Raw genomic sequence first — 22,292 nt, forward strand, 5'->3', positions numbered from 1 at the left:
ACGTCGGGCAGCTGCTCAAGCACTAACTTGGCAGGTGCCCGGCTCTATTACGTGGTCAGCCCCACTGCCCGCATGATGAGGCGCAGCAGCAAGCTTACCGCGCCCAATGCCAGCACACTGCCCAGCCAGATCAGAAACAGCCAGCCCAGGCGCTGTCCCCAGCGTTTTTCAGATTTATCCGCCATTAATGGTAGCCCTCCCCGGCTTGCACCTTGCCGCGGAATACGTAATAGCCCCAGGCGGTATAGATCAGGATGATGGGGATAATGATCACCGCACCTACCAGGGCAAAGCCCTGGCTCTGCGGCGGTGCCGAGGCCGCCTGAATGCTGATGTCAGGCGGTACGATATTCGGCCACACACTGATGCCCAGTCCGACATACCCCAGGAACACCAAGCCCAGCGTAAACACAAAAGGCCATACCTCGGCCTTGCGCGCCAACGCTTTTTGCAGCTGATAGAAACAGAACAGCACCAGCAGCGGGATAGGCAGCAACATCCACATATCAGGCCCGAACCAGCGGGCGGCGATGCGGCTATCGATAAATGGTGTCCACAGGCTGATGATGGCGATAATCGCCAGCAACACCAGGCCGAGCACACGCGACAGCCGATAACACGTCGCCTGCAGCTCGCCTGAGGTTTTCATGACCAGCCAGGTGCTGCCCAGCAAGGCATAAGTCGCCAGCAGGCCAACACCGGTAAACAGCGAAAATGGCGTCAGCCAATCCAGCGCACCACCTGTATAGACACCATTCACCGCAGGAATACCACGGATATAGGCACCCAGAGTCACGCCCTGGAAAAAGGTCGCGGCCATGGAACCGCCTATGAAGGCCTTATCCCAGAAATGGCGCTCGTGATCGCGCGCCTTGAAGCGAAACTCGAAGGCCACGCCCCGGAAAATCAGCGCCATCAGCATGAAGATCAGCGGCAGATACAAGGCGCTGAGGATGATGGAATAGGCTTGCGGAAAGGCCGCGAGCAAGCCTGCGCCGCCCAGTACCAGCCAGGTTTCATTGCCATCCCACACCGGTGCTACCGTATTCATCATCACATCGCGGTCATGCCGGTCGCTGAAAAAGGGATAGAGAATGCCGATGCCAAGATCGAATCCATCCATGATGATGTACATCATGATGCCGAACAGGATAATGCCGGCCCAGATCAGGGGTAGATTGGCTTCCATGACTAGCGTCCTCCTTCGGTTGAGCCGGGCTTGTCGGCACTGAACTCCGGTGCCAGGGTAAAGACATGGTCTTCTTCCAGGTCTGGCGTGCTGGCTGGGGTTTCGTCAGGCTGCGGCGCAACGCGCATGAGTCTCAGCAGATAAGCCACACCGGCGCCAAACACCAGCAGGTAGATCAGCACAAACAGCACCAGCGTCAGGCCGACTTCTGCGGCACTATGTGGCGTGACGGCATCCGCCGTGCGCAGCATGCCATACACCACCCAGGGCTGGCGGCCTATCTCGGTGGTATACCAGCCTGCGAGGATAGCCACCACCCCGGCAGGCCCCATACAGAGGGCAAAGCGAAGAAAGGGCCTGGTGTCGTACAAACGACCGCGCCAGCGCAGCCAGGCAGAAATGACACCGAGCAAAATCATCAGCATGCCCAGCCCCACCATGATGCGGAACGACCAGAACACAATGGTGGCATTGGGCCGGTCTTCCGGCGCGAACTCTTTCAGCGCCGGGATAGGCGCATCCCAGGAGTGGCGCAGGATGAGGCTGCCGAGGTGCGGAATTTCCAAGGCAAAATGGGTTTTTTCCGCGGCCATGTCGGGCCAGCCAAACAGGATAAGCGGAGTGGCTTCACCAGGTTTATTTTCCCAGTGGCCTTCAATCGCCGCGATTTTGGCGGGCTGATGTTCCAGCGTATTCAGACCATGGAAGTCGCCAATGACCGCTTGCACCGGGGCCACCAGCAAGGCCATCCACATGCCCATGGAAAACATGGTGCGCACTGCCTTGGTAGCGGTACCGCGCAAGAGATGCCAGGCGCCGACAGCCGCGACCAGCAAGGCCGTAGCCAGATAGGCGGCCACTACCATGTGCATCAGGCGATAAGGAAACGAGGGATTGAACACAATCTGCCACCAGTCCACCGGGATCAATCGCCCATCCACCAGGGCAACCCCCTGTGGCGTATGCATCCAGCTATTGGAGGCGAGAATCCAGGTGGCGGAAATCAGGGTGCCGACCGCCACCATGAGCGTGGAGACAAAATGCAGGCCGGGCCCGACTTTGTTCCAGCCAAACAGCATGACGCCGAGGAAACCTGCTTCAAGAAAGAACGCCGTCAGTACTTCGTACGCCAGCAAGGGACCGGTGACACTGCCGGCATAATTGGAAAAGCCTGACCAGTTGGTACCAAACTGATAAGCCATGACCAGACCCGAGACCACGCCCATGCCAAAGGTAAGCGCAAAAATGCGCGACCAGTAGCGGTAGAGTTCGAGGTAATGAGCCTGTTTGGTTTTGAGCCACAAGCCCTCCAGTACCGCCAGGTAGCTCGCCATGCCGATGGTGATGGCGGGAAACACGATGTGGAACGAGATGGTGAACCCGAATTGTATGCGGGCAAGATCCAACGCTAAAACTGACATGATGCATCCTCAGGTTTTCTGGCTGTCTGGGCATATGACCCTGCTAACACCAGATAAATTTCCAATTAAATCCTAAGGATAAGCATGGCACTATGCAATGCACAGTCAGGCGCTATTTGATCGGTACAGTGTGATGCCGAAAAGGCGCCTGTTGGCAGCCCTGCCCTGACTTGGTCGCATGAAAAAGGCCGACCCGGTTAAGGTCGGCCTCTTCAACAAACATACTCAAGAGCCTTGTGAGCCAGGCTGCCTCATCTGCGATGAGAGCCAGCGTCTCAGGCTTGCCTGTGGGCTCAGGTAGTCGTGAGCGCCTTGGCAATCGGCAGCTTGCGCACGCGCTTGCCAGTGGCGGCAAACACGGCATTGGCCACCGCAGGCATCACGGCAGACGTGCCTGGCTCACCGATACCACCCGGGTTTTCCTGGCTGGGCACGAGATGCACCTCGACCACCGGCGCTTCATTCATGCGCATCATGCGGTAGTTATGGAAGTTGCTTTCCTGCACACGGCCCTGCTCAAAGTTGATTTCACCCCACAGCGCGCCGGTAATGCCAAACATGATGCCGCCTTCCATCTGGGCGCGTACAGTGTCAGGATTCACGGTGTAGCCGCAGTCCACTACGCAGACCACTTTCTTCACCCGTACCTGCTGATCCGCATCAACTTCCACTTCCACCACCTGGGCAATGTAGGTGCCAAAGGCAAACAGCACCGAGACGCCTTTGCCAGCCTTGCCCTTGGCGGGCGCTGTCAGTGGGCTGGACCAGTTGGCTTTTTCTGCCGCCAGTTCCAGCACCGCCTTGGCGCGCGGAGCGTTTTTCAGCAAGGCGAGGCGGTATTCCACGGGATCCTTGCCTGCCTTGGCGGCCAGCTCGTCAATAAAGCTCTCCACCACAAAAATGTTATGGGTGGGGCCGACGCCGCGCCAGAAAGCGGTGGGCAATGGCGGCTCGTGACGCACGTAATCGACATACACATTCGGCACGGCATATTGCAGATCGGTCGCGCCTTCGACCGCATCCGGGTCTACGCCATCCTTCACCGCGGCCGGGAAAAAGCGCGCCATGATGGATGAGCCGGTGATGTGGTGCTGCCAGGCTTGCGGATTGCCATGCTCATCGATGGCGGCCGAGATATGGTCGTAGTAATACGGACGGTACATATCGTGCTGTATATCTTCTTCACGAGTCCATACCACCTTGACCGGGAAGTTAACCTGCTTGGCGATGGATACCGCTTGTGCCACCGAGTCGACTTCCAGACGACGGCCAAAGCCGCCCCCCAGCAGATGGTTATGAATGCGCACCTTGTCTTGCGCCAGGCCAGTCAACTGCGCCGCCACCATCTGTGCGACCACGGGCACTTGGGTGCCGACCCAGATATCGCAGCCATCGTCCTGAACGTGTACGGTGCAATTGATGGGTTCCATCGTGGCATGGGCGAGGAACGGCAGTTCATAAACCGCTTCCAGCTTCTTGTCGGCAGAGGCAATCACGCCAGGCGCATTGCCCGTGTTCTTGGCCACGGCGCCTTTGGCTTCGGATGCCTTGGCAATGTCTTCGCGCAGACTGGCGCTGGAGAAGCCAGCGTGTTCGCCATCATCCCAGGTGATTTTCAGCGCAGCCAGGCTCTGCTTGGCGGCCCACATGTGGTCGGCAATCACGGCCACGGCATTGTCCAGCTTGATCACCTGCTGAAAGCCCTGAATCTTTTTGGCTTCGCTGTCATCGACGGAGACCAGTTTGCCGCCAAATACCGGGCTGGCACTGACGGTAGCGATTTTCATGTCCGGCACTTTGACATCAATGCCAAACTCGGCGGTGCCATTCACTTTGGACGGCGCATCCAGGCGGTGCACCGGCTTGCCGATGATCTTGAAATCCTTGGGGTCCTTGAGCGTCACAGCAGTGGGTGCAGGCAGGCGCGAGGCCTTCTCCACCAGATCGCCATACGGCACGCGACGCCCGGTTGGCTGATGGACGACTTCGCCATTTTCGGCGTAGCAGGTCTCAGGGCGCACTTTCCATTCATCGGCAGCGACTTGTATCAGCATCATGCGCGCACGGGCGCCAGCTTCACGCAGGGGCTTCCAGGCACCGCGCACGGAGGTGGAGCCCCCGGTAATCTGCGCGCCCAGCAAGGCATCGCCATAGGCTTTGTCATCCGGCGGTGCGTGTTGCAGCTTGACCTTGCTGACGTCGACTTCAAGCTCTTCGGCAATCAGCATGGGCATGGAGGTATATGTCCCCTGCCCCATTTCCACCTTGTGCGCGACGATGGTCACGACGCCATCCTGATCAATATGGATAAAGGCATTGGGCGTGAACTCCTGCTTGCCGCCAATGCCCAGCTTGCTGCAGGCGGTGCCCAGCAGACTGAACTCCAGCAGCAGGCCTATGCCCAGACCGGATGAAAGTTTAAGAAAGTCGCGGCGGCTGACATCCCCGCGTGCGGTTTCGGCTGTTTGTGTTTCGGGCAGCATGTGCATATCAGGCCTCCTTGGCGGCAGGCTGACCAGCAGCCAGCTTGATGGCGGAACGAATGCGCGCATAAGTGGCGCAGCGGCAGATATTGCCGGACATGGCATTGTCGATGTCCTGATCCGATGGCGTCGCATTTTCCTTTAGCAAGGCAACGGCGGACATGATCTGGCCGGACTGGCAGTAGCCGCATTGCACCACTTCCTGTTCAATCCAGGCATCCTGCACGCGCTTGCCGAGTTCGCTGGCGCCTATGCCTTCAATCGTGGTGATTTCCTTGCCTGTGGCAGCGGATACCGGTGTGACGCAGGACCGTATCGGCTTGCCATCCAGATGCACGGTGCAGGCGCCGCAAAGCGACATGCCACACCCGAACTTGGTGCCAGTGAGGCCGACTACATCGCGCAAGGCCCACAGTATGGGGGTGTCATCGGTCACATCCAGATCGTGCTGGTCGCCGTTTACATTCAAGGTGATCATGGTTACCTCATCTTGTTAGAGTTAAAAATAAAAGCAAAAAAATTCAGGGTAATCTGTATTGCTGGAAAAACTAGGGCGCGGCAAACGCCGACTCGCGCCGCTGCCAATCCGCCACCGTATCAATATCAAACAGCACGCCGGCGTCGTCGACATCCAGCGTCACCAATAGCTCCATATGATCCTGCACAATCTGCCTTGCCCCCTGGTCGCCCTGGCATGCCATCAGGGGCTGGCGAAACTGGGCATTGAATCCGACCGGGTGCCCGCGCTTGCCTGCATGAACAGGTGCTATCAGGGCATGGCCGCTTGCAAGCTTTTCCGCAAGTGATTGCAGTGTGTTCGCATGGATATCCGGCATATCGCCCAGCCCGATCAGCCAGCCACTGGCATGCTGAGTTTGCGCCACGCCAAAGGCCAGGCTGTGCCCCATGCCCCATGGCGACTGATCGCATGCCAGCCAGTGAATGCGGTCGGCCGCATCCAGCTCTTGCTCTACCTGCGCCCGTAGCGCCTTGTGCTCAGGCGGCACCACCACCCACACATCAGGAAAACTCGTCAGCCAAGGCTGCAATGCTTGTGAAAGCACACAGATGGCACCTATATCCCCGGTCAGTGGCTGCATCAGCTTGGGTCCGCCAAAGCGGGACGAACTGCCGGCGGCCAGCACAATCGGGCTGATGTCATGCATGTTGTCAGGCATGCTGCTTGAGTTCGGCCGGTTGAAACGAGGCAGCATTGAATTGGGGATGATTGCGTATGGACACCAGGTGAGCCACGATCGCCACCGCGATCTCCGGCGGAGTGCGGCTACCAATGCTTAGGCCTACCGGGCCGTGCAGGCGGTCAATTTCTTCAGGGGCAAGATCAAACAAAGCCAGCCGCTCGCGGCGCTGCTGATTGGTACGATGTGACCCCAGCGCCCCCACGTAAAATGCAGGGGATTTCAATGCTTCCAGCAAGGCCATGTCATCCAGCTTGGGGTCGTGGGTCAGCGCAATCACGGCGGTGCGGCTATCCACTTGCTGCGTCAAAATGGCGTCGTCCGGCATATCGCCAATGACGTGGGTGCCCGGCACCGACCACGTCTGTCTGAATTCTTCGCGAGGATCACACACGATCACGTCGTAATCCAGCGCTTGGGCCATTTGGGCGAGATAGACCGAGGTTTGCCCGGCGCCAATGATCAGCATGCGCCAGCGCGGGCCGTGTATCGTGGTCAAGTGGGTTGCGCTGAGCGTGAGCCTGCTGTCCGGGGCGGCATCGCTTACCACCACGTTCAGGCTATCCAGTTCGAGAGTACGAGAAACCAGGCGATGCTCAGCCACCAGAGACTGTACTTGCTGCAACCAGCGATCATCCCGCATGGGCTCAACCAGCAATTTGAGAACGCCACCGCATGGCAAGCCAAAGCGACGCGCTTCTTCCGTGGTGACGCCATAGGTAAGCACTTCGGCCCTGTGCTGAGGCAGTTGGCCAAGGCGCGCTTTATCGGCGAGATCGTCTTCGATGCAGCCGCCAGAAACCGAGCCCACCATCAGGCCATCTGCACGTAATACCAGCATGGCCCCTACAGGCCTTGGGCTGGAACCAAAGGTTTCAACCACCGTCATGAGCCACAAGGGCTGCTTTTGTCGCGCCCACTCAAGGGCTGTGGTGAATACTGAAAAATCGACGCTATCCATGGCGCTCCCCGCTAATGGCATAGGTGTGAAGACAAGGTGTACAACAAACTTGCGTGTAAGAATTTCATTATGCCCGCTTAGGACTTCATGATAAATGACATAGTCATGATTTTAGAATTCCATATTGTGGAATAATACACAGCATTACAAACAGGAATGCATACATGTCGAACAAACTGGAAATGATGCGGGTATTTTGCGCAGCAGCAGATGCCAGCAGTTTCAAAGAGGCTGCCCTCAGACTGGGTATTTCGCCGCAAGCTGTGACGCGCGCGATCAAGGATCTGGAATATGCATTGGGTGAGCTGTTGTTTCATCGCAATACACGGCAAATCCGTATCACTGAGTTTGGTCGCGGCTTTGCAATTGAAGCCAGAAAAGCCCTGGCGGATGTCGATAATCTCTTCACTCCGGGTGCGGGCAGCAAGCCTAGCGAATTCGGTGGGCTGGTCCGTATCACGGTGCCCATGGGCATAGGCCGCACTTTCCTGCTGCCCCTGTTGCGCGACCTCTCCTCCTCTTATCCCGGCATTCAGTTTGATATTCGCCTTTCAGACAATATTGCGGACGTCATTGATGAGCAGATCGACATTGGCATACGAGTGGGCGCCACCCTGAAAGACAACGGCTTCATAGCGAAGGCGGCAAGCCGGGTGGCTTTCTGGAATGTGGCATCCCCAGCCTTGATCAAGCGCACAGGCAAACCATTAACGCCGCAGGATTTGCTGCATCTGCCAACCACGGGGCTGATCGCCCCCAGCAGTGGCAGAGCCTGGCCATGGATGTTTGCGCGCGGCCAGCAGTTACAGATCAATAACCAGGTGTTATTGACCAATGACTCGCAGCTAGAAATACAAGCGGTGCTGGATGGCATAGGCATAGGCCAGATTGGGAGCTGCATGGCGATTCCCCACATACGCGAGGGGCGGCTGGTCCCGCTGCTGGAGGATTACACCGCGGAGCCCTGGACCCTGTATGTTTATCGCCCCCAGCGCGGCCCGGTCGCACCCCGCGTGCGCATTGTGTTTGATTATCTGGCAGAAGAACTGGCCAAGGAATCGGTGATGCCCACCATGCTGTAGTGCTCTATTAAGCACAATAAAAAAGGCTGCACATGGCAGCCTTTTTGTTGAGCATGCAAAAATCAACGATTGTTGAAAAACGCAATGTTCATGCAACGATCATTCACAAAAGTAAGCTCGGTCACCTTGTAGGTCTTTTTGGGGGAATACTCGACCAGATTGTTGTAGTACCACATTTCCACATTCACCGGCTTGGAGGTATCCAGCTTCTTGCCGACCACGCCAGCTGCATTGGATGGCATGACGGATTGTTCTTTTTTCACAGGCTTGCCCAGGCGCTCGGTCACGACCTGGCGCGACTTGCCGCTGAATGCACGCAAGAAATCGGTTTCTGAATAATTGCCTTTTTTTGCAGCTGTGGTCTTGGCAGGAGCGGTGTCGGCAGCCAGGGCAGGCAATGCAGCCACGGCAAATACAGCCGCCAGCAGCACAGAGGCAGAAAAAGTCTTGGTCAATTGCATGGTATTCAGTTGCATAGTGAGTTCCGATACACGTTTGAGGGGGCGATTATCGCACTTTTAGGCAGTACATGCAGCAGGATAGTTTCACTACCTGCTCATTCAAAATGCAATTGCAAACCGTCATAACCGACATGCACATTGGGCGGCAGCAAGGCACTGACCGCCGCATACTCCATCTCGTGGGTCATGTGGATAAGATAGGTGTCGGCCGCGGCAATCATGGCAGCATATTCCAGGCTTTGCTCCAGGTTGATATGCGTGTAATGCGGCTTGTAGCGCAGGCAATCCAGCAGCAGCACATCCAGGCCTTGAAGCAGGGGAAGCGAAGCCTCGGGGATTTCGGACACATCGGTCAGATAAGCCAGGTTTCCGATGCGGAAGCCCAGAATATCGCTGTAGCCATGCTTGACGGGAATCGGAGTCACGGTCTGGCCGAATAGCTCAAACGGCGCTTTTACCTCGTTGAGCCCCAGCACGGGCAAATCCCAGAAATCACTCGGCTCGCGGATGGTATAGCCAAATTTGTCGGCTATATGTGCCAGTGCATCGGCCTTGCCGTAGAGTGGAATCTGTTTTCGTTGTATCTGGCAGAAGGCTCGCAAATCATCAATGCCATGCAGATGATCGGCATGGGTATGGGTATAAAGCACGGCGTCTACGCGATTAAGGCCTTCACGCAGCGCCTGAAAGCGCAGGTCGGGCCCCGTATCAATCAACACCACTTCGCCATTGGGAAAGGTGATGGCCGAGGAACAGCGGGTACGTTTGTTGCGCGCGTCGCTCGAGCGGCAGGTTGCACACTGGCAGCCCACGACCGGCGTGCCCGCGCTGGAGCCCACGCCCAGCATGGTCAATTGCATGGACGTGCCTGCCTGAACAATGTGAAGAAATTACGGGTAGTAGCTTCGGACAACGCTTCCAGCGAGATGCCACGCAACCGTGCCACCTCTTCCGCCACATGCTTCACATAGGCAGGCTGATTGGTTTTGCCACGAAACGGGATAGGTGCGAGGTAAGGCGAGTCGGTCTCGACCAGCACGCGATCGAGCGGAATCTGCCGCGCGACTTCTTTTAGCGCGCCAGCATTCTTGAAGGTCACGATGCCGGAGAAGGAAATATAAAAGCCCAGCGCCATGGCCTGCTCAGCCACCTCCAGGCTTTCTGTAAAGCAGTGCATGACGCCGCCAATGCGCTCAGCGCCCTCCTCCCGCATGATGCGTATGGTGTCTTCAGCCGCAGACCGCGTATGAATGATCAAGGGCCGGTCCGCTGCGATGGCCGCGCGGATATGGGTGCGGAAGCGTTCCCGCTGCCACTCCAGATCGCCAGTGAGGCGAAAGTAATCCAGCCCGGTCTCGCCGATGGCAATCACCTTGGGATGCTGCGCCAGCTTGACCAGATCGTCTGCAGTGAAAAAGGGCTCGTCTTCATAGTCCGGATGCACCCCCACCGAAGCAAAAATGTTGTCATGGGCTTCGGCGACAGCCAGCACGGCGGGAAAGTCTTTTAAGGTAACGGAAACGCACAAGGCATGGCCAACCGCATTTTCAGCCATGGCCGCACGCAATCCAGGCATATTGCTGGCAAGGTCAGGAAAATTGATATGGCAGTGGGAATCGACAAGCATGGAGAATATTCACAATAACGGCAACAAACCGGGTTAACGACAATACGCAGAAGAACGACAACATAAATTAACTTCAGGTGAAACAAAACACTGGGATGTCCAATGCCAGCAAGCTGTAGCTACATGGTGTATGTGGGGCGAGGAGACTTCATGGCACCGCCCAACAAGGCTTCAATCTTGTTCTTGACCTCAATACCGCCATCTTTTTCGCTAAACCGAACACCAATCCCTTGCGGACGGCTACCTTGCGTCACAGGCGTTATCCATACCACGTGGCCCACAACTTTCAGCTTGACAGGATCATCCAGCAGGCTCAGCAACATGAAAACCTCATCGCCGATGCGATAAGGTTTGTTGGTGGGGATAAACAGGCCTCCCCCCTTGATGAAGGGCATGTAGGAGGCGTAAAGCGCCGCCTTTTCCTTGATGGCCAATGACAATACCCCAGGCTTGGCTGGGGAGCTGATCAAGGGGTCATTAGGAAGCGCGCTGGTACTCATGTTCTGGTTTTGGCGGAAAATAACTGCACATACTGCAACATCAGGCTTTCCAGTTGCAGCTCATTGTTCAATGGATGCGTCGCACTGCGGTAGGCATCGTCAAGTTTACGCTGTAATTCAAGCATTTGAGCCAAGTCTACGCTTTTGGCCAAGGCTTGCAAAGCGGCATTATGCAGGATGTGGTAACGCGCCTGTACGGCAAAGCGGCAGGCAAGTAGATCATAAAGCCATTTTTGCAATACCCGCATGGCTTCCGCCATTCCGAGGGCATTCAGCATTGTCGCCAGCGAATAAGCATCGGCGCCAGCTCCACGAGCCAGTTGCGCCAGTATCAGCTCCAGCGGCTTGCTGCCCTCCGCCTGATCGCGCGCAACCATAGGCGAGCCACCGGCATAGGCCAGCCTGACCTCCGCTTGATCTACCCTCTGCTCGTTCAGCCAGCTCAAGGCGCCCTGCATATCGGGCACCGGCATATCCACCTTGCGGCAACGGCTGGTAATGGTCGGCAGCAAGCGTTGCGGCTGATGGGCCACCAACAGGAACACTACGCCCGGTGGCGGTTCTTCCAGCATTTTCAGCAAGGCATTGGCTGAGGCCACATTCAGGCCTTCTGCCGGACATATCAGCGCGATGCGCACGCCATCGTTGTGATGGCTGGATAACTCCAGGAATCCACCCAGCTCACGCACCTGGGCGACCGATATCTGTGTTTTTTTGGTAGTGGGCTTGGCGGGCGCTGGCGCATCTTCATCGGCTTGATCCTGCTCGGGGGCCAGCAAGCGAAAATCAGGATGACTGCCCTGGGCAAACCACCCGCAACTGGCACAAACGCCACAGGCATGCCCATCGACTTGTGGCTGCTGACACAGCAGGGCTTTGCTCAGCGCTTGCGCGAACTGCAGCTTGCCTATGCCGGCCGGTCCGCGTAGCAACATGGCATGCGGCAGGGTTTTCCTCTGCGCGATCAAGCCCGCCCATACGGCGTGTTGCCAGGGAAAAATCATCAGCTCCTGGCTCATAAGGCACTCAGGGCAGCACGCACAGCCAGTTTGACCTGCTCCAGCGGCTGGTTGGAATCAATAATGCGAAAGCGCTCAGGAAACTGCTGTGCCCGGTCCAGATAGGCCCGGCGAATACGCCGGAAAAAATCTGCAGATTCACGCTCAAACTTATCCGGGGTGCGAGCCGCTGCCAGCCTTTGCACACTGACTTCCACTGGTACATCAAACAGCAAGGTCAAATCCGGCTGCAGCCCTTGCTGCACCCATTGCTCCAGTTGGGCAATGCGCTCCGAGGCCAGCCCTCTGCCACCATGCTGATAAGCAAACGACGCATCGGTAAAACGGTCCGACAGCACATAAGCGCCGCGCTCCAGTGCGGGCAGGATCAAGGTAGAAAGATGCTCTTGCCGGGCAGCGAACATCAGCAGGCTTTCCGTTTCAGCCGCCATCGGGGTATGCAATAGCACTTCGCGCAGCTGCTCACCCAGTGCCGTTCCTCCCGGCTCGCGCGTGGATATCACCTCTACGCCACGCGTCTGCAATTGCGCCAGAATGTCCGGTATATGCGTGCTTTTGCCCGCACCATCCATGCCTTCGAGAGTAATGAATTTACCGCGCACGATTGGGCCTCAATTGATACTGCACCACGGCCCGGTTATGTTCGGCCAGCGTGGATGAAAATTCATGGCTGCCATCGCCCTTGCCCACGAAATACAGCGCCTTGGTTTTCATGGGGTGCAGCGCGGCTTCAATGGCGCCCAGGCCGGGCATGGCAATCGGCGTGGGGGGCAAACCAGCCCGTGTATAGGTGTTGTATGGCGTATCCAGCAGCAAGTCTTTTTTACGCAGATTGCCGTCAAACCGCTCGCCAACTCCGTAAATCACAGTAGGGTCAGTTTGCAGGCGCATGCCCAGGCGCAGGCGATTAAGAAACACACCCGCAATTTGCGGCCGCTCAACGGCACGGCCGGTTTCTTTCTCAATGATGGAGGCCATGATCAAGGCCTGGTATGGCGTGGCATAAGGTAAGCCCGCGTCTCTGCCGGCCCAGGCCGTGGAGAGCTTTTGCTGCATGGTGGTGTAAGCCCGCTTGAGGATATCTTTATCACTGGATTGCGGCGTGAAGTAATAGGTGTCGGGGAAGAATAAGCCCTCGGCAATTTCTTCGGTGGCCCCTACCTCGGCCAATATCTGCTGATCGGTATATGCCATGGTCATGTGGCGTACCGACTCATGCGCATTCAGCGCAGCCCGCATTTGCTGAAAGGTCCACCCTTCAATAAAGGTAATGCTGGCTTGCGTGGTATTGCCATTGGTTAAGGTAATCAACAACTGATAAGGCGTGGTACCCGCCGCAATCTGATAATTGCCAGCCTTGATGTCACCCGCCTTGCCAAACAGACGCACCAGCACTTCAAAGCTCCAGGGCTCCGGCAGCACGCCCTGCTGCACCAGTTGCAGCCCGACGCTACGCAAGCTGCTGCCCGCTTTCAGGGAGACGTCTTCCGTGGTGGCACGCGCCGCCATTGGCGTCGTACTGTAGAAATATAGCCATGCACCTGCTACCACCAGCGCCAGGCATGCCAGTAACAGTAAAGATCTAATCAATTTCATGTTGTTCCTGCAATAAATACCTTAACTGTTCCGCCAGTTGCTGAGGCTGCCAGGTTTTTCCGTTGAAGCGAGTTGCCTGCCATGCACCAAACAGGCTGTTGCAAACGATGACCTCATCCGCTTGCATCATTTGATCCAGCGAAATATCCGCCACGCCTGCTTGCAGCCCAAGCGATGGCGCCAATTGCAGAATACGATCACGCGTGACACCCGCCACCCCGCAGCGCCTGAGATCCGGCGTCAACAAGCGGAAACCAAACCGTAGCAGAATATTCGACATGGTGCCTTCGATCACAAACCCTTGCTGATCCAGCACTACACCGTCAAAAATATCCGGGTCTTGCCACTCCATACGGGCCAGTACATTTTCCAGCCGGTTGAGATGCTTTATACCCGCCAGCCTGGGCTGATGAGCCAGCCTGAGATTGCACAGTGTCAGTTGCACCCCGGCTTCCGCATAATGCTGGGGGTAATCCGGCATGGCAGTTCGCATGACAATGCGGGTGGATTGCATCTCGGAACTGATGGCATAGCCGCGCCCTCCTGCCCCGCGACTGATGATGATTTTCGCAACCCCACTCGCATGATCGGCATAGAGCTGCCGAATATCATTTAACAGATCACTGGCTGGTGGGCAGGATAAGTTTAACCGTGAACAGTCTTCACTTAGCTTGCGGTAATGCAAAGCCCATACCTGAGGGTTGCCAAGAATAACGGGCAAGGTTCGAAATACGCCATCGCCATAGGCCAAGCCGCGGTCTGCAGGCGATATCAATGCATCGGGCCGACCATTTACCAATGTCGGCAAGGGATACGTCATCGGGCGCTCATGTGCTCGTTAAAAACACCGTTATCCTAAAGCATGTTGACGTCATTACAAAGGAGTGTTGCATCCACAAAAGCTGTGGATAGATTTGTGGAAGATTGCAGGATAATGCCGCTAAGTATCGCTGGGCATTAGATTTTTTGATTTTGACTCAAAAAGAGCTAAAAATAATTAGCTTATTAAAATCAACAACTTGAAAAATTAAAGCAATCTCGAGTGTGGCCTTCTGTCACAGGACCGTCAAATGCGACAAAACTGTGCATAACCATCAAGGCCATGCACAGTTTTGAGCATAAGACAAGCCTGATCGGCAGATCAGATTTTGGCAAACACCAGGGAACCGTTGGTACCACCGAAGCCGAAGTTGTTTTTCAGCGCCACATCAATCTTCAGATCACGCGCCTCATTGGCGCAATAATCCAGATCACACTCAGGATCCTGATTGAAAATGTTGATAGTGGGAGGCGATACCTGATGATGAATGGAAAGAACCGTAAATACCGACTCCAGACCACCCGCACCACCCAGCAAGTGACCCGTCATCGACTTGGTGGAGTTCACCACCAGATTCTTTGCATGGTCACCAAATGCAGCCTTGATCGCATTGGTTTCATTGGTATCACCCAGCGGAGTGGAAGTGCCGTGAGCATTGATGAACTGCACCTGATCCGGATTTACGCCAGCGTTATTCAATGCATTACGCATGGAACGACGTGGACCATCCATATTAGGCGCGGTCATGTGATACGCATCGGCGCTCATTCCGTAGCCTACCAACTCGGCATAGATCTTGGCGCCACGTTTCTTGGCAGATTCGTACTCTTCCAGCACCATGACACCAGCGCCTTCGCCAATGACGAAGCCATCACGATCACGATCCCATGGGCGGCTAGCCGTCGCAGGGTCATCATTGCGCGTGGACAATGCGCGCGCAGCGGCAAAACCGCCTACGCCCAGTTGCGTAATGGCCGCTTCTGCGCCACCGGCAATCATGACATCCGCATCGCCGTATTCGATCATGCGGGCAGCATCACCGATGGAATGCGTGCCTGTGGTACAGGCGGTAACAATCGCCACGTTCGGGCCCTTAAAGCCGTACATGATGGAAAGATTGCCGGAAATCATGTTGATAATGGTGCCGGGAATAAAGAACGGCGAAATTTTTCTTGGACCGGATGTGTGAAACGTCTCATCCGTCTCTTCAATAAGCTGCAAGCCGCCGATACCGGAACCGATGGAAACGCCGATACGCTCGGCATTTTCCTCAGTCACTTCAATACCCGAATCACGCACCGCCTCAATACCTGCTGCCATGCCGTACTGGATAAAGGTATCCATACGACGCGCTTCTTTGGCAGGCAAGAACTGGGAGACGTCGAACCCCTTCACTTCGCCCGCAATTTGCGAGGCGAAGGGACTAGGATCGAACTTGGTGATTCTGGTGATGCCGGATTTCCCGGCCAGTAGATCAGACCAGGACGCCTGAACACCGACACCAACCGGTGATACGACGCCCAGGCCAGTCACGACAACTCTGCGCTTCTGCAGATTGTGCTTGGACAAAAGCAACTCCAGAATTTAAGAATGGATGGGGGAAATTACTTGAGGTTGGCGCTGACGTAGTCAATCGCTTGCTGAACGGTTGTGATCTTCTCTGCTTCTTCATCAGGAATTTCACAATCAAATTCTTCTTCAAGTGCCATCACGAGTTCAACGGTGTCGAGCGAATCAGCACCCAGGTCATCTACAAAGGAAGACTCATTCTTTACATCAGCTTCATTTGCACCCAATTGCTCAGAAACGATCTTTTTAACGCGTTGTTCGATGTCAGACATCTAAATACCCCTTTCAAGTTTATGTTGCTTACAAAAGCTCGGGCTATTCTAGCAAAAGTCCCGAGGAATTCAAAAAACTGCTTGATACTAAAAACCTAGCGATCACGCCATGTACATGCCGCCATTTACGTGCAAGGTTTCGCCCGTAATATAAGCCGCTGATGGAGAAGCTAAAAACACGACGGCCGCTGCAATATCATCCACATGACCCAGCTTGCCCAGGGGAATCCTGCCAAGCAGATCATCCCGCACTTTTTCGGGGAGTTCACGTGTCATGTCGGTATCAATGAAGCCTGGAGCCACACAATTGACGGTAACACCACGACTGCCGAGCTCGGCAGCCAGTGACTTGGTAAAACCACTGACGCCAGCTTTGGCGGCGGCATAGTTTGCCTGGCCGGCATTGCCGGTGTGTCCCACGATAGATGAAATACTGATAATGCGGCCTTGACGAGCCTTCATCATGGGGCGCATTACCGCTTGCGAAAGGCGATATACCGAAGAAAGATTGGTGGAGATGACTGCGTCCCAGTCATCTTCCTTCATGCGCATCAACAAGGTATCGCGGGTAATGCCAGCGTTATTCACAAGAATGCCAATATCACCATACGACTTGGCAATCTGGTCAATCACGGCATCGATCTGCTCGGTGTTATTGACATCCAGTGCCAACCCCTGCCCTTTAATACCTGCCGCTTGCAGCGCCTTGGTGATTTGCTCAGCGCCGGCTTCACTGGTGGCGGTGCCGATAACAACCGCTCCATTGCGGCCTAATGCCTGGGCAATGGCTGCACCGATACCACGGCTAGCGCCAGTGACCAGCGCGATTTGATTCTGAAGCATCTGCGACTCCTGAATAAATTATGATTTGAATTGAGATTGAGCTTCGTCAATCGCAGCCTGACTGAGCAATGCAACACATGCCAACTCAGGAACAATGCGCTTGGCGAGCCCCGCCAGCACCTTGCCTGGTCCACACTCGGCACTTTGTGCAATGCCTTGCTGGCTGATCTTCTGGACAGTTTCTACCCAGCGAACCGGACTGTACAGCTGACGAACAAGGGCGTCCTTGATTTTCGCTGCATCATCATGCGACTCAACATCTGCATTGTGAATCACAGGAATACGGGATGGGCTGATGGTGACATCTTGCAGGTAATTCTTCAGCTCAGCAGCGGCGGGCTGCATCAGGGCGCAATGAGATGGCACACTGACCGGCAGCAGAATGGCGCGTTTGGCACCCTTGCCTTTGGCTGCTTCCATCGCGCGCTCCACGGCCTCCCGATGGCCTGCGATTACCACCTGACCTGGGGAGTTAAGATTAACCGCTTCAACAACCTGGCCTTGAGCCGCTTCAGAACAGGCTGCACGCACGTCTTCATCGCTTAAGCCCAATACGGCTGCCATGGCACCTACGCCTTCGGCAACTGCTTTTTGCATCACCTCTGCGCGGTAGCGCACCAATGGCAATGCCGCATCAAAGCTGAGTGCACCTGCAGCCACCAGAGCTGTATATTCGCCGAGACTATGCCCTGCCATGATGGCAGGCGCTTCGCCATGCTGAGCCTGCCAGGCACGCCATGTCGCGACTCCGGCCGTCAGCATCAAGGGTTGCGTATGGGCTGTCTGGTTCAGCAAGTCATTTGGCTCGGTCGCCATTTTCCAGAAATCCTCACCGAGAATATCGGAAGCTTCGACAAAGGTATCGCGAATCACAGCCAGACCATCAAAGCCCTGCATCATGCCGACGGATTGAGAGCCCTGTCCGGGGAAGAAAAATGCAAATGTCATGTCAATCTCTATGAGTTGTCTTTTAGAACTTCACTAGTACCGAGCCCCAGGTGAATCCACCACCAAAGGCTTCCATCAGGAGGGTTTCGCCGCGCTTGATACGGCCATCGCGCACAGCAACATCCAGCGCCAGCGGAATAGAAGCTGCCGATGTATTGCCATGGCGATCCACGGTAACAACGACTTTTTCCATGCCCATGCCAAGTTTCTTGGCGGTGGACTGGAGAATACGGATATTTGCTTGATGAGGCACCAGCCAATCCACATCGGACTTTTGCAGGCCATTGGCTTCCAATGTTTCATCCACGATAGCGTCGAGCGTATTAACCGCCACCTTGAAAACGGCATTGCCTTCCATATGGATGGTCTTGCTGCCTTCTTTTTGGGAAACACCGGTCGGCACATTGAGCAATCGTGCATATTGGCCATCCGCATGCAAATGCGTGGACAAAATACCCATCTCGTCAGAAGCACGCAGAATAACGGCGCCCGCGCCATCACCCCACAAAATGCAGTTGCTGCGATCAGTCCAGTCGGTAATGCGCGACATGGTTTCTGCACCAATCACCAACGCGGTTTTTGCGGCACCGGACTTGATGAAGTTATCTGCAGTGGCCAGGGCATACACAAACCCGCTACAAACGGCTTGAATATCAAATGCCGGACAAGGACCTAGCTCAAGACGAGCCTGTACCAGACAGGCTGTGCTCGGGAACACACGATCCGGTGTGGTGGTTGCCACAATCACCAGATCGATTTCTTCATGGGTAATACCGGCAGCTTCGATGGCACGCAATGCGGCTTCGTAAGCCAGGTCACTGGTAAACTGGCCTTCAGCAGCAATGTGGCGCTCGCGGATGCCAGTGCGAGTCACGATCCACTCATCACTGGTGTCGACCATGCGTTCAAGTTCTGCATTGGTCAGTATGCGCTCGGGCAGATAACTGCCAGTTCCGGCGATACGGGAATATGTCATGCTAATTCTTTCGTAGTCTCAGCGGGTAGCTGCGACGCTGGTGCTGGCTTGATATGTTCTATTTCCAGCTGTTCTGTAATGCGCTTCAATACGCCACTACGGGATTCTTCACTTGCCACATTGATGGCATGCAGAAAGGCAAATGTGTCCGCACCACCGTGGCTCTTCACCACAATGCCACGCAGGCCGAGGAAACTGGCGCCATTATAGCGACGATGATCCAGCCGCTTGCGGAATGCCTTCAGAACCGGCATGGCAGCCAGGGCCATGATCTTGGTCAGCCAGTTGCGCTTGAATTCCTGCCCAAGAAAACTACCCATCATCTGAGCCAGGCCTTCCGAGGTTTTCAAGGCAACGTTGCCGACAAAGCCATCACACACCACCAGGTCTGTCGTGCCCTTGTAGATGTCATTGCCTTCAATGTTGCCGTAAAAATTCAAATGACTCGCCCGCAGCAACTCTCCAGCCTGTTTGACCACTTCATTGCCCTTGATATCCTCGGAGCCGATATTAAGCAGGCCCACCGTGGGTCTTTCCTTGTGCTCGACACAGGACACCAGCATGGCACCCATAATGGCAAACTGCAGCAGATGCTCTGGCGTGCAGTCAGCGTTGGCGCCAAGATCCAGCATATAGGTAAGGCCCTTGCGACTCGGCAAGGTGGCGGCAATGGCTGGTCGATCGATACCCGGCAAGGTTTTCAGCACAAAACGGGCGGTCGCCATGAGCGCTCCCGTATTGCCAGCGCTAACGCAGGCGTGGGCTTCTCCACTCTTGACCAGATTGATGGCAACACGCATTGAAGAATCTTTTTTATTCTTCAGCGCGCTTTGCGGGGATTCGTCCATGGTGACGACCTCGCTTGCATGATGAATGCGCAAGCGGGGGCCGACCTTTGCATGATGCGCAGCCAGCTCAGCCTCGATAACCTCGGCTAATCCAACCAGAACGATATTGATTTCAGCATCCTGCTTTAACGCTTGCAGCGCAGCAGGAACGGTGACATGAGGGCCGTGGTCGCCGCCCATGGCATCCACAGCAACTGTGATATCCATGTACTAATTGGCTTTTATATAAAAACAAAGCGCCGATTCTTTATCAGAACCGGCGCATCTGTTTGATACTAACTTACTCGCCCTTGGCAGGCAGAACCTTACGACCACGGTAGTAACCGCTAGGGCTTACGTGGTGACGCAGGTGAGTTTCACCTGTGGTTGGCTCAACAGCCAATGGTGGGTTAGTCAGAAAATCGTGCGAACGGTGCATACCGCGCTTCGATGGGGACTTCTTGTTTTGTTGAACTGCCATGATCTACTCCTGTTAACTAATTAATCCCGGTGCTTTCCGGACTTCAAACCCTGCAACACCGCAAATGGATTAGGTTTTCCCAGCTCAAGACGATCACCCTTTACGGCACAATCCTCTTGTTCGTGCTTGGGTGCCAGCGGCATCGCCAGCAACACCTCATCCTCTATCAATTCCGACACTTGCATATGCGTTTCAGCAACCAGGTAATCCCTGTCATCGAGATCCTCTTCTTCTGACGGAATAGCATCCTCATCGGGCACCAGGTAATACAATGTCGAAATGTCGATGTTGTATGACATGGCTTCCAGACAACGCTGACATGTTAAACCCAGATCCCCGGACACCTTTAATTGCAGTGTTGGTTTGCCGTCGTTAACATTCCCCAGCAAGCGCCAATTCAGCGCGCCATCGGCTGATGCATAGGCATCCTGAAGGCGCGGAAATTGCGAAACCGGAATTGTACCATGAATTTCAAGCGCTTTTCGCGCAAACTCAATGCTGTTGATGATGTTCTGTGCAGCCATAGGGGCGCATGATATAATTTGCATGTTTCTGTGTCAAAAAATCAGGTCTCAAGCGTGATCAAAAAAATACTTATAGCTAATCGCGGTGAAATTGCTGTCCGCATCGTTCGCGCATGTTCAGAAATGGGAATCAAGTCAGTCGCCATCTACTCTGATGCCGACCGCCACGCATTACATGTAAAGAAAGCCGACGAAGCCTATAACATTGGCTCAGACCCTGTGGTGGGTTATTTGAATGCACATAATATCGTCAACCTGGCCGTGGCTTCAGGTTGCGACGCCCTGCATCCCGGCTACGGCTTTTTGTCCGAAAATCCCGAATTAGCCGAAATATGTGCCCGCCGCGGCATCAAATTCATTGGTCCGGATGCAAAGGTCATTCGCCAGATGGGCGACAAGATTCAGGCACGTAATGCCATGATCAAGGCCGGCATCCCCTGTGTGCCTGGCAGTAACGGCAACCTGGCCGATCTCGAGGAAGCCCGCACCCTTGCCCGCAAAATCGGCTACCCCGTCATGCTGAAAGCCACTAACGGTGGCGGCGGACGTGGCATTCGCCGCTGTAATGATGAAAAAGAATTGCTCAGCAACTACGACCGCGTGATCTCGGAAGCCAGCAAAGCGTTTGGCAAACCCGAAGTATTTCTCGAAAAGTGCGTGGTTAATCCCAAACATATTGAAGTACAGATCATGGCAGATAGCCATGGCAACGTGATTCACCTGTTCGAACGTGACTGTTCCATTCAGCGCCGCAACCAGAAACTGATTGAAATTGCCCCCTCGCCGCAGTTAAGCAATGCGCAACGCGAATACATTGGCAAATTGGCAGTCAAGGCTGCCAAGGCCGTGGGCTACAAGAATGCTGGCACCGTGGAGTTTTTGCTGGACTCGGATAACAGCTTTTATTTCATGGAAATGAACACCCGCCTGCAGGTAGAGCACACCGTTACCGAAACCATCACTGGTATTGATATCGTGCAGGAACAGATTCGCATTGCCGATGGTCTTAAACTTCAATACAAGCAGGAAGATGTGCACTACCGCGGGTTTGCCATGGAGTTTCGCATCAATGCTGAAGATCCGAAGAAGGACTTTTTGCCAAGCTTTGGCAAAATCACGCGTTACTATGCCCCGGGCGGCCCAGGTGTCCGTATGGATGCGGCAATGTACAGTGGTTACGTCATTCCGCCTTATTACGACTCCATGTGCGCCAAGTTAACGGTGTGGGCACTCAACTGGGAAAGCGTGATCGAGCGTGGTCGCCGGTCGCTGAACGACATGGTGGTTTACGGCGTGAAGACCACGATTCCTTACTATCAGGAAATTCTTAATCATCCTGATTTTCGCAGTGGCAAGTTTGATACCAGCTTTGTTGAATCCCATCCGGAGCTGATCAATTATGAAACCAAACTACCGCGCGAATTGATCGCCGCCGCCATCTCAGCCGCCATAGCAGCGCACGAAGGCATCTAAATAGAACCCGTATTAATAGTG

25 protein-coding genes are annotated in these 22,292 nt (G+C 55.1%); 2 read left to right on the top strand and 23 right to left on the bottom strand.

Annotation, left to right across the window (positions count from 1 at the left end; all coding sequences use genetic code 11):
- Positions 1 to 47: 47 nt before the first annotated feature.
- The 7 genes from MPQ_RS13695 to MPQ_RS07085 form a co-directional block, all read right to left on the bottom strand.
- Positions 48 to 185, bottom strand: coding sequence for a DUF2474 domain-containing protein (locus tag MPQ_RS13695; protein WP_013442223.1), 138 nt, complete (start codon positions 183 to 185; stop codon positions 48 to 50).
- Entirely contained in the window at positions 185 to 1,189 is a 1,005-nt protein-coding gene (gene cydB / locus MPQ_RS07060) for a cytochrome d ubiquinol oxidase subunit II (protein ID WP_013442224.1), read from the bottom strand. The genes MPQ_RS13695 and cydB overlap by 1 nt, the downstream gene beginning before the upstream one ends.
- A gap of 2 nt (positions 1,190 to 1,191) precedes the next feature.
- Positions 1,192 to 2,610 (bottom strand): cytochrome ubiquinol oxidase subunit I, encoded by a 1,419-nt coding sequence (locus MPQ_RS07065; protein ID WP_013442225.1) that lies wholly within the window; start codon positions 2,608 to 2,610, stop codon positions 1,192 to 1,194.
- A gap of 293 nt (positions 2,611 to 2,903) precedes the next feature.
- Positions 2,904 to 5,099 carry a xanthine dehydrogenase family protein molybdopterin-binding subunit gene (locus MPQ_RS07070; protein WP_013442226.1) on the bottom strand — a complete coding sequence of 732 codons (2,196 nt, stop codon included), beginning with the start codon at positions 5,097 to 5,099 and terminating at the stop codon, positions 2,904 to 2,906.
- A gap of 1 nt (position 5,100) precedes the next feature.
- Positions 5,101 to 5,571 carry a (2Fe-2S)-binding protein gene (locus tag MPQ_RS07075; RefSeq protein ID WP_013442227.1) on the bottom strand — a complete coding sequence of 157 codons (471 nt, stop codon included), beginning with the start codon at positions 5,569 to 5,571 and terminating at the stop codon, positions 5,101 to 5,103.
- Between the two features lie 70 nt (positions 5,572 to 5,641).
- Positions 5,642 to 6,259, bottom strand: coding sequence for an NTP transferase domain-containing protein (locus MPQ_RS07080; RefSeq protein WP_013442228.1), 618 nt, complete (start codon positions 6,257 to 6,259; stop codon positions 5,642 to 5,644).
- A gap of 4 nt (positions 6,260 to 6,263) precedes the next feature.
- Positions 6,264 to 7,253: an XdhC family protein gene (locus tag MPQ_RS07085; protein ID WP_013442229.1), complete on the bottom strand. Its 990-nt coding sequence runs from the start codon at positions 7,251 to 7,253 to the stop codon at positions 6,264 to 6,266.
- Positions 7,254 to 7,417: 164 nt separating this feature from the next.
- Between MPQ_RS07085 and MPQ_RS07090 the strand changes: the two genes are divergently transcribed.
- On the top strand, positions 7,418 to 8,335 hold the full coding sequence (locus tag MPQ_RS07090) for a LysR family transcriptional regulator (protein ID WP_013442230.1): 918 nt from the start codon (positions 7,418 to 7,420) through the stop codon (positions 8,333 to 8,335).
- Between the two features lie 62 nt (positions 8,336 to 8,397).
- Here the strand turns inward: MPQ_RS07090 and MPQ_RS07095 are convergent, their stop codons facing one another.
- The 16 genes from MPQ_RS07095 to MPQ_RS07165 form a co-directional block, all read right to left on the bottom strand.
- On the bottom strand, positions 8,398 to 8,811 hold the full coding sequence (locus tag MPQ_RS07095; RefSeq protein WP_013442231.1) for a hypothetical protein: 414 nt from the start codon (positions 8,809 to 8,811) through the stop codon (positions 8,398 to 8,400).
- A gap of 80 nt (positions 8,812 to 8,891) precedes the next feature.
- Positions 8,892 to 9,656 carry an MBL fold metallo-hydrolase gene (locus tag MPQ_RS07100; protein WP_013442232.1) on the bottom strand — a complete coding sequence of 255 codons (765 nt, stop codon included), beginning with the start codon at positions 9,654 to 9,656 and terminating at the stop codon, positions 8,892 to 8,894.
- The gene (locus MPQ_RS07105) at positions 9,647 to 10,423 is read right to left on the bottom strand and encodes a TatD family hydrolase (RefSeq protein ID WP_041362150.1); all 777 of its coding nucleotides are present in this window, start codon (positions 10,421 to 10,423) and stop codon (positions 9,647 to 9,649) included. Before MPQ_RS07105 ends, MPQ_RS07100 begins: the two co-directional genes overlap by 10 nt.
- A 119-nt stretch (positions 10,424 to 10,542) precedes the next feature.
- Positions 10,543 to 10,923: a PilZ domain-containing protein gene (locus MPQ_RS07110; protein WP_013442235.1), complete on the bottom strand. Its 381-nt coding sequence runs from the start codon at positions 10,921 to 10,923 to the stop codon at positions 10,543 to 10,545.
- On the bottom strand, positions 10,920 to 11,942 hold the full coding sequence (gene holB, locus MPQ_RS07115) for a DNA polymerase III subunit delta' (RefSeq protein WP_013442236.1): 1,023 nt from the start codon (positions 11,940 to 11,942) through the stop codon (positions 10,920 to 10,922). Before holB ends, MPQ_RS07110 begins: the two co-directional genes overlap by 4 nt.
- On the bottom strand, positions 11,939 to 12,544 hold the full coding sequence (gene tmk, locus MPQ_RS07120) for a dTMP kinase (protein WP_013442237.1): 606 nt from the start codon (positions 12,542 to 12,544) through the stop codon (positions 11,939 to 11,941). The genes holB and tmk overlap by 4 nt, the downstream gene beginning before the upstream one ends.
- Positions 12,534 to 13,538, bottom strand: coding sequence for an endolytic transglycosylase MltG (gene mltG, locus MPQ_RS07125; RefSeq protein WP_013442238.1), 1,005 nt, complete (start codon positions 13,536 to 13,538; stop codon positions 12,534 to 12,536). The genes tmk and mltG overlap by 11 nt, the downstream gene beginning before the upstream one ends.
- Positions 13,525 to 14,358, bottom strand: coding sequence for an aminodeoxychorismate lyase (gene pabC / locus MPQ_RS07130; protein ID WP_013442239.1), 834 nt, complete (start codon positions 14,356 to 14,358; stop codon positions 13,525 to 13,527). The genes mltG and pabC overlap by 14 nt, the downstream gene beginning before the upstream one ends.
- A 321-nt stretch (positions 14,359 to 14,679) precedes the next feature.
- The gene (gene fabF / locus MPQ_RS07135; protein WP_041362697.1) at positions 14,680 to 15,912 is read right to left on the bottom strand and encodes a beta-ketoacyl-ACP synthase II; all 1,233 of its coding nucleotides are present in this window, start codon (positions 15,910 to 15,912) and stop codon (positions 14,680 to 14,682) included.
- Positions 15,913 to 15,962: 50 nt separating this feature from the next.
- Positions 15,963 to 16,199: an acyl carrier protein gene (gene acpP / locus MPQ_RS07140; protein ID WP_013442241.1), complete on the bottom strand. Its 237-nt coding sequence runs from the start codon at positions 16,197 to 16,199 to the stop codon at positions 15,963 to 15,965.
- Positions 16,200 to 16,301: 102 nt separating this feature from the next.
- Positions 16,302 to 17,042, bottom strand: a complete 741-nt coding sequence (gene fabG, locus MPQ_RS07145; protein ID WP_013442242.1) for a 3-oxoacyl-ACP reductase FabG — start codon at positions 17,040 to 17,042, stop codon at positions 16,302 to 16,304.
- Positions 17,043 to 17,060: 18 nt separating this feature from the next.
- On the bottom strand, positions 17,061 to 17,990 hold the full coding sequence (gene fabD / locus MPQ_RS07150; protein WP_013442243.1) for an ACP S-malonyltransferase: 930 nt from the start codon (positions 17,988 to 17,990) through the stop codon (positions 17,061 to 17,063).
- Positions 17,991 to 18,012: 22 nt separating this feature from the next.
- On the bottom strand, positions 18,013 to 18,966 hold the full coding sequence (locus MPQ_RS07155) for a beta-ketoacyl-ACP synthase III (RefSeq protein ID WP_013442244.1): 954 nt from the start codon (positions 18,964 to 18,966) through the stop codon (positions 18,013 to 18,015).
- Positions 18,963 to 20,021 (bottom strand): phosphate acyltransferase PlsX, encoded by a 1,059-nt coding sequence (gene plsX / locus MPQ_RS07160; protein ID WP_013442245.1) that lies wholly within the window; start codon positions 20,019 to 20,021, stop codon positions 18,963 to 18,965. The genes MPQ_RS07155 and plsX overlap by 4 nt, the downstream gene beginning before the upstream one ends.
- Before the next feature lie 73 nt (positions 20,022 to 20,094).
- Positions 20,095 to 20,274 (bottom strand): 50S ribosomal protein L32, encoded by a 180-nt coding sequence (gene rpmF, locus MPQ_RS13700; protein ID WP_015830096.1) that lies wholly within the window; start codon positions 20,272 to 20,274, stop codon positions 20,095 to 20,097.
- 20 nt (positions 20,275 to 20,294) lie between these two features.
- On the bottom strand, positions 20,295 to 20,798 hold the full coding sequence (locus tag MPQ_RS07165; RefSeq protein WP_013442246.1) for a DUF177 domain-containing protein: 504 nt from the start codon (positions 20,796 to 20,798) through the stop codon (positions 20,295 to 20,297).
- Positions 20,799 to 20,852: 54 nt separating this feature from the next.
- On the opposite strand from MPQ_RS07165, the gene MPQ_RS07170 reads away from it, so the two are divergent.
- Complete coding sequence (locus MPQ_RS07170) at positions 20,853 to 22,271, top strand: acetyl-CoA carboxylase biotin carboxylase subunit (protein WP_015830097.1); 1,419 nt, start codon at positions 20,853 to 20,855, stop codon at positions 22,269 to 22,271.
- The last annotated feature ends 21 nt before the right edge of the window (positions 22,272 to 22,292 follow it).

The organism is Methylovorus sp. MP688, from assembly GCF_000183115.1.
Lineage (GTDB): Bacteria > Pseudomonadota > Gammaproteobacteria > Burkholderiales > Methylophilaceae > Methylovorus > Methylovorus glucosotrophus.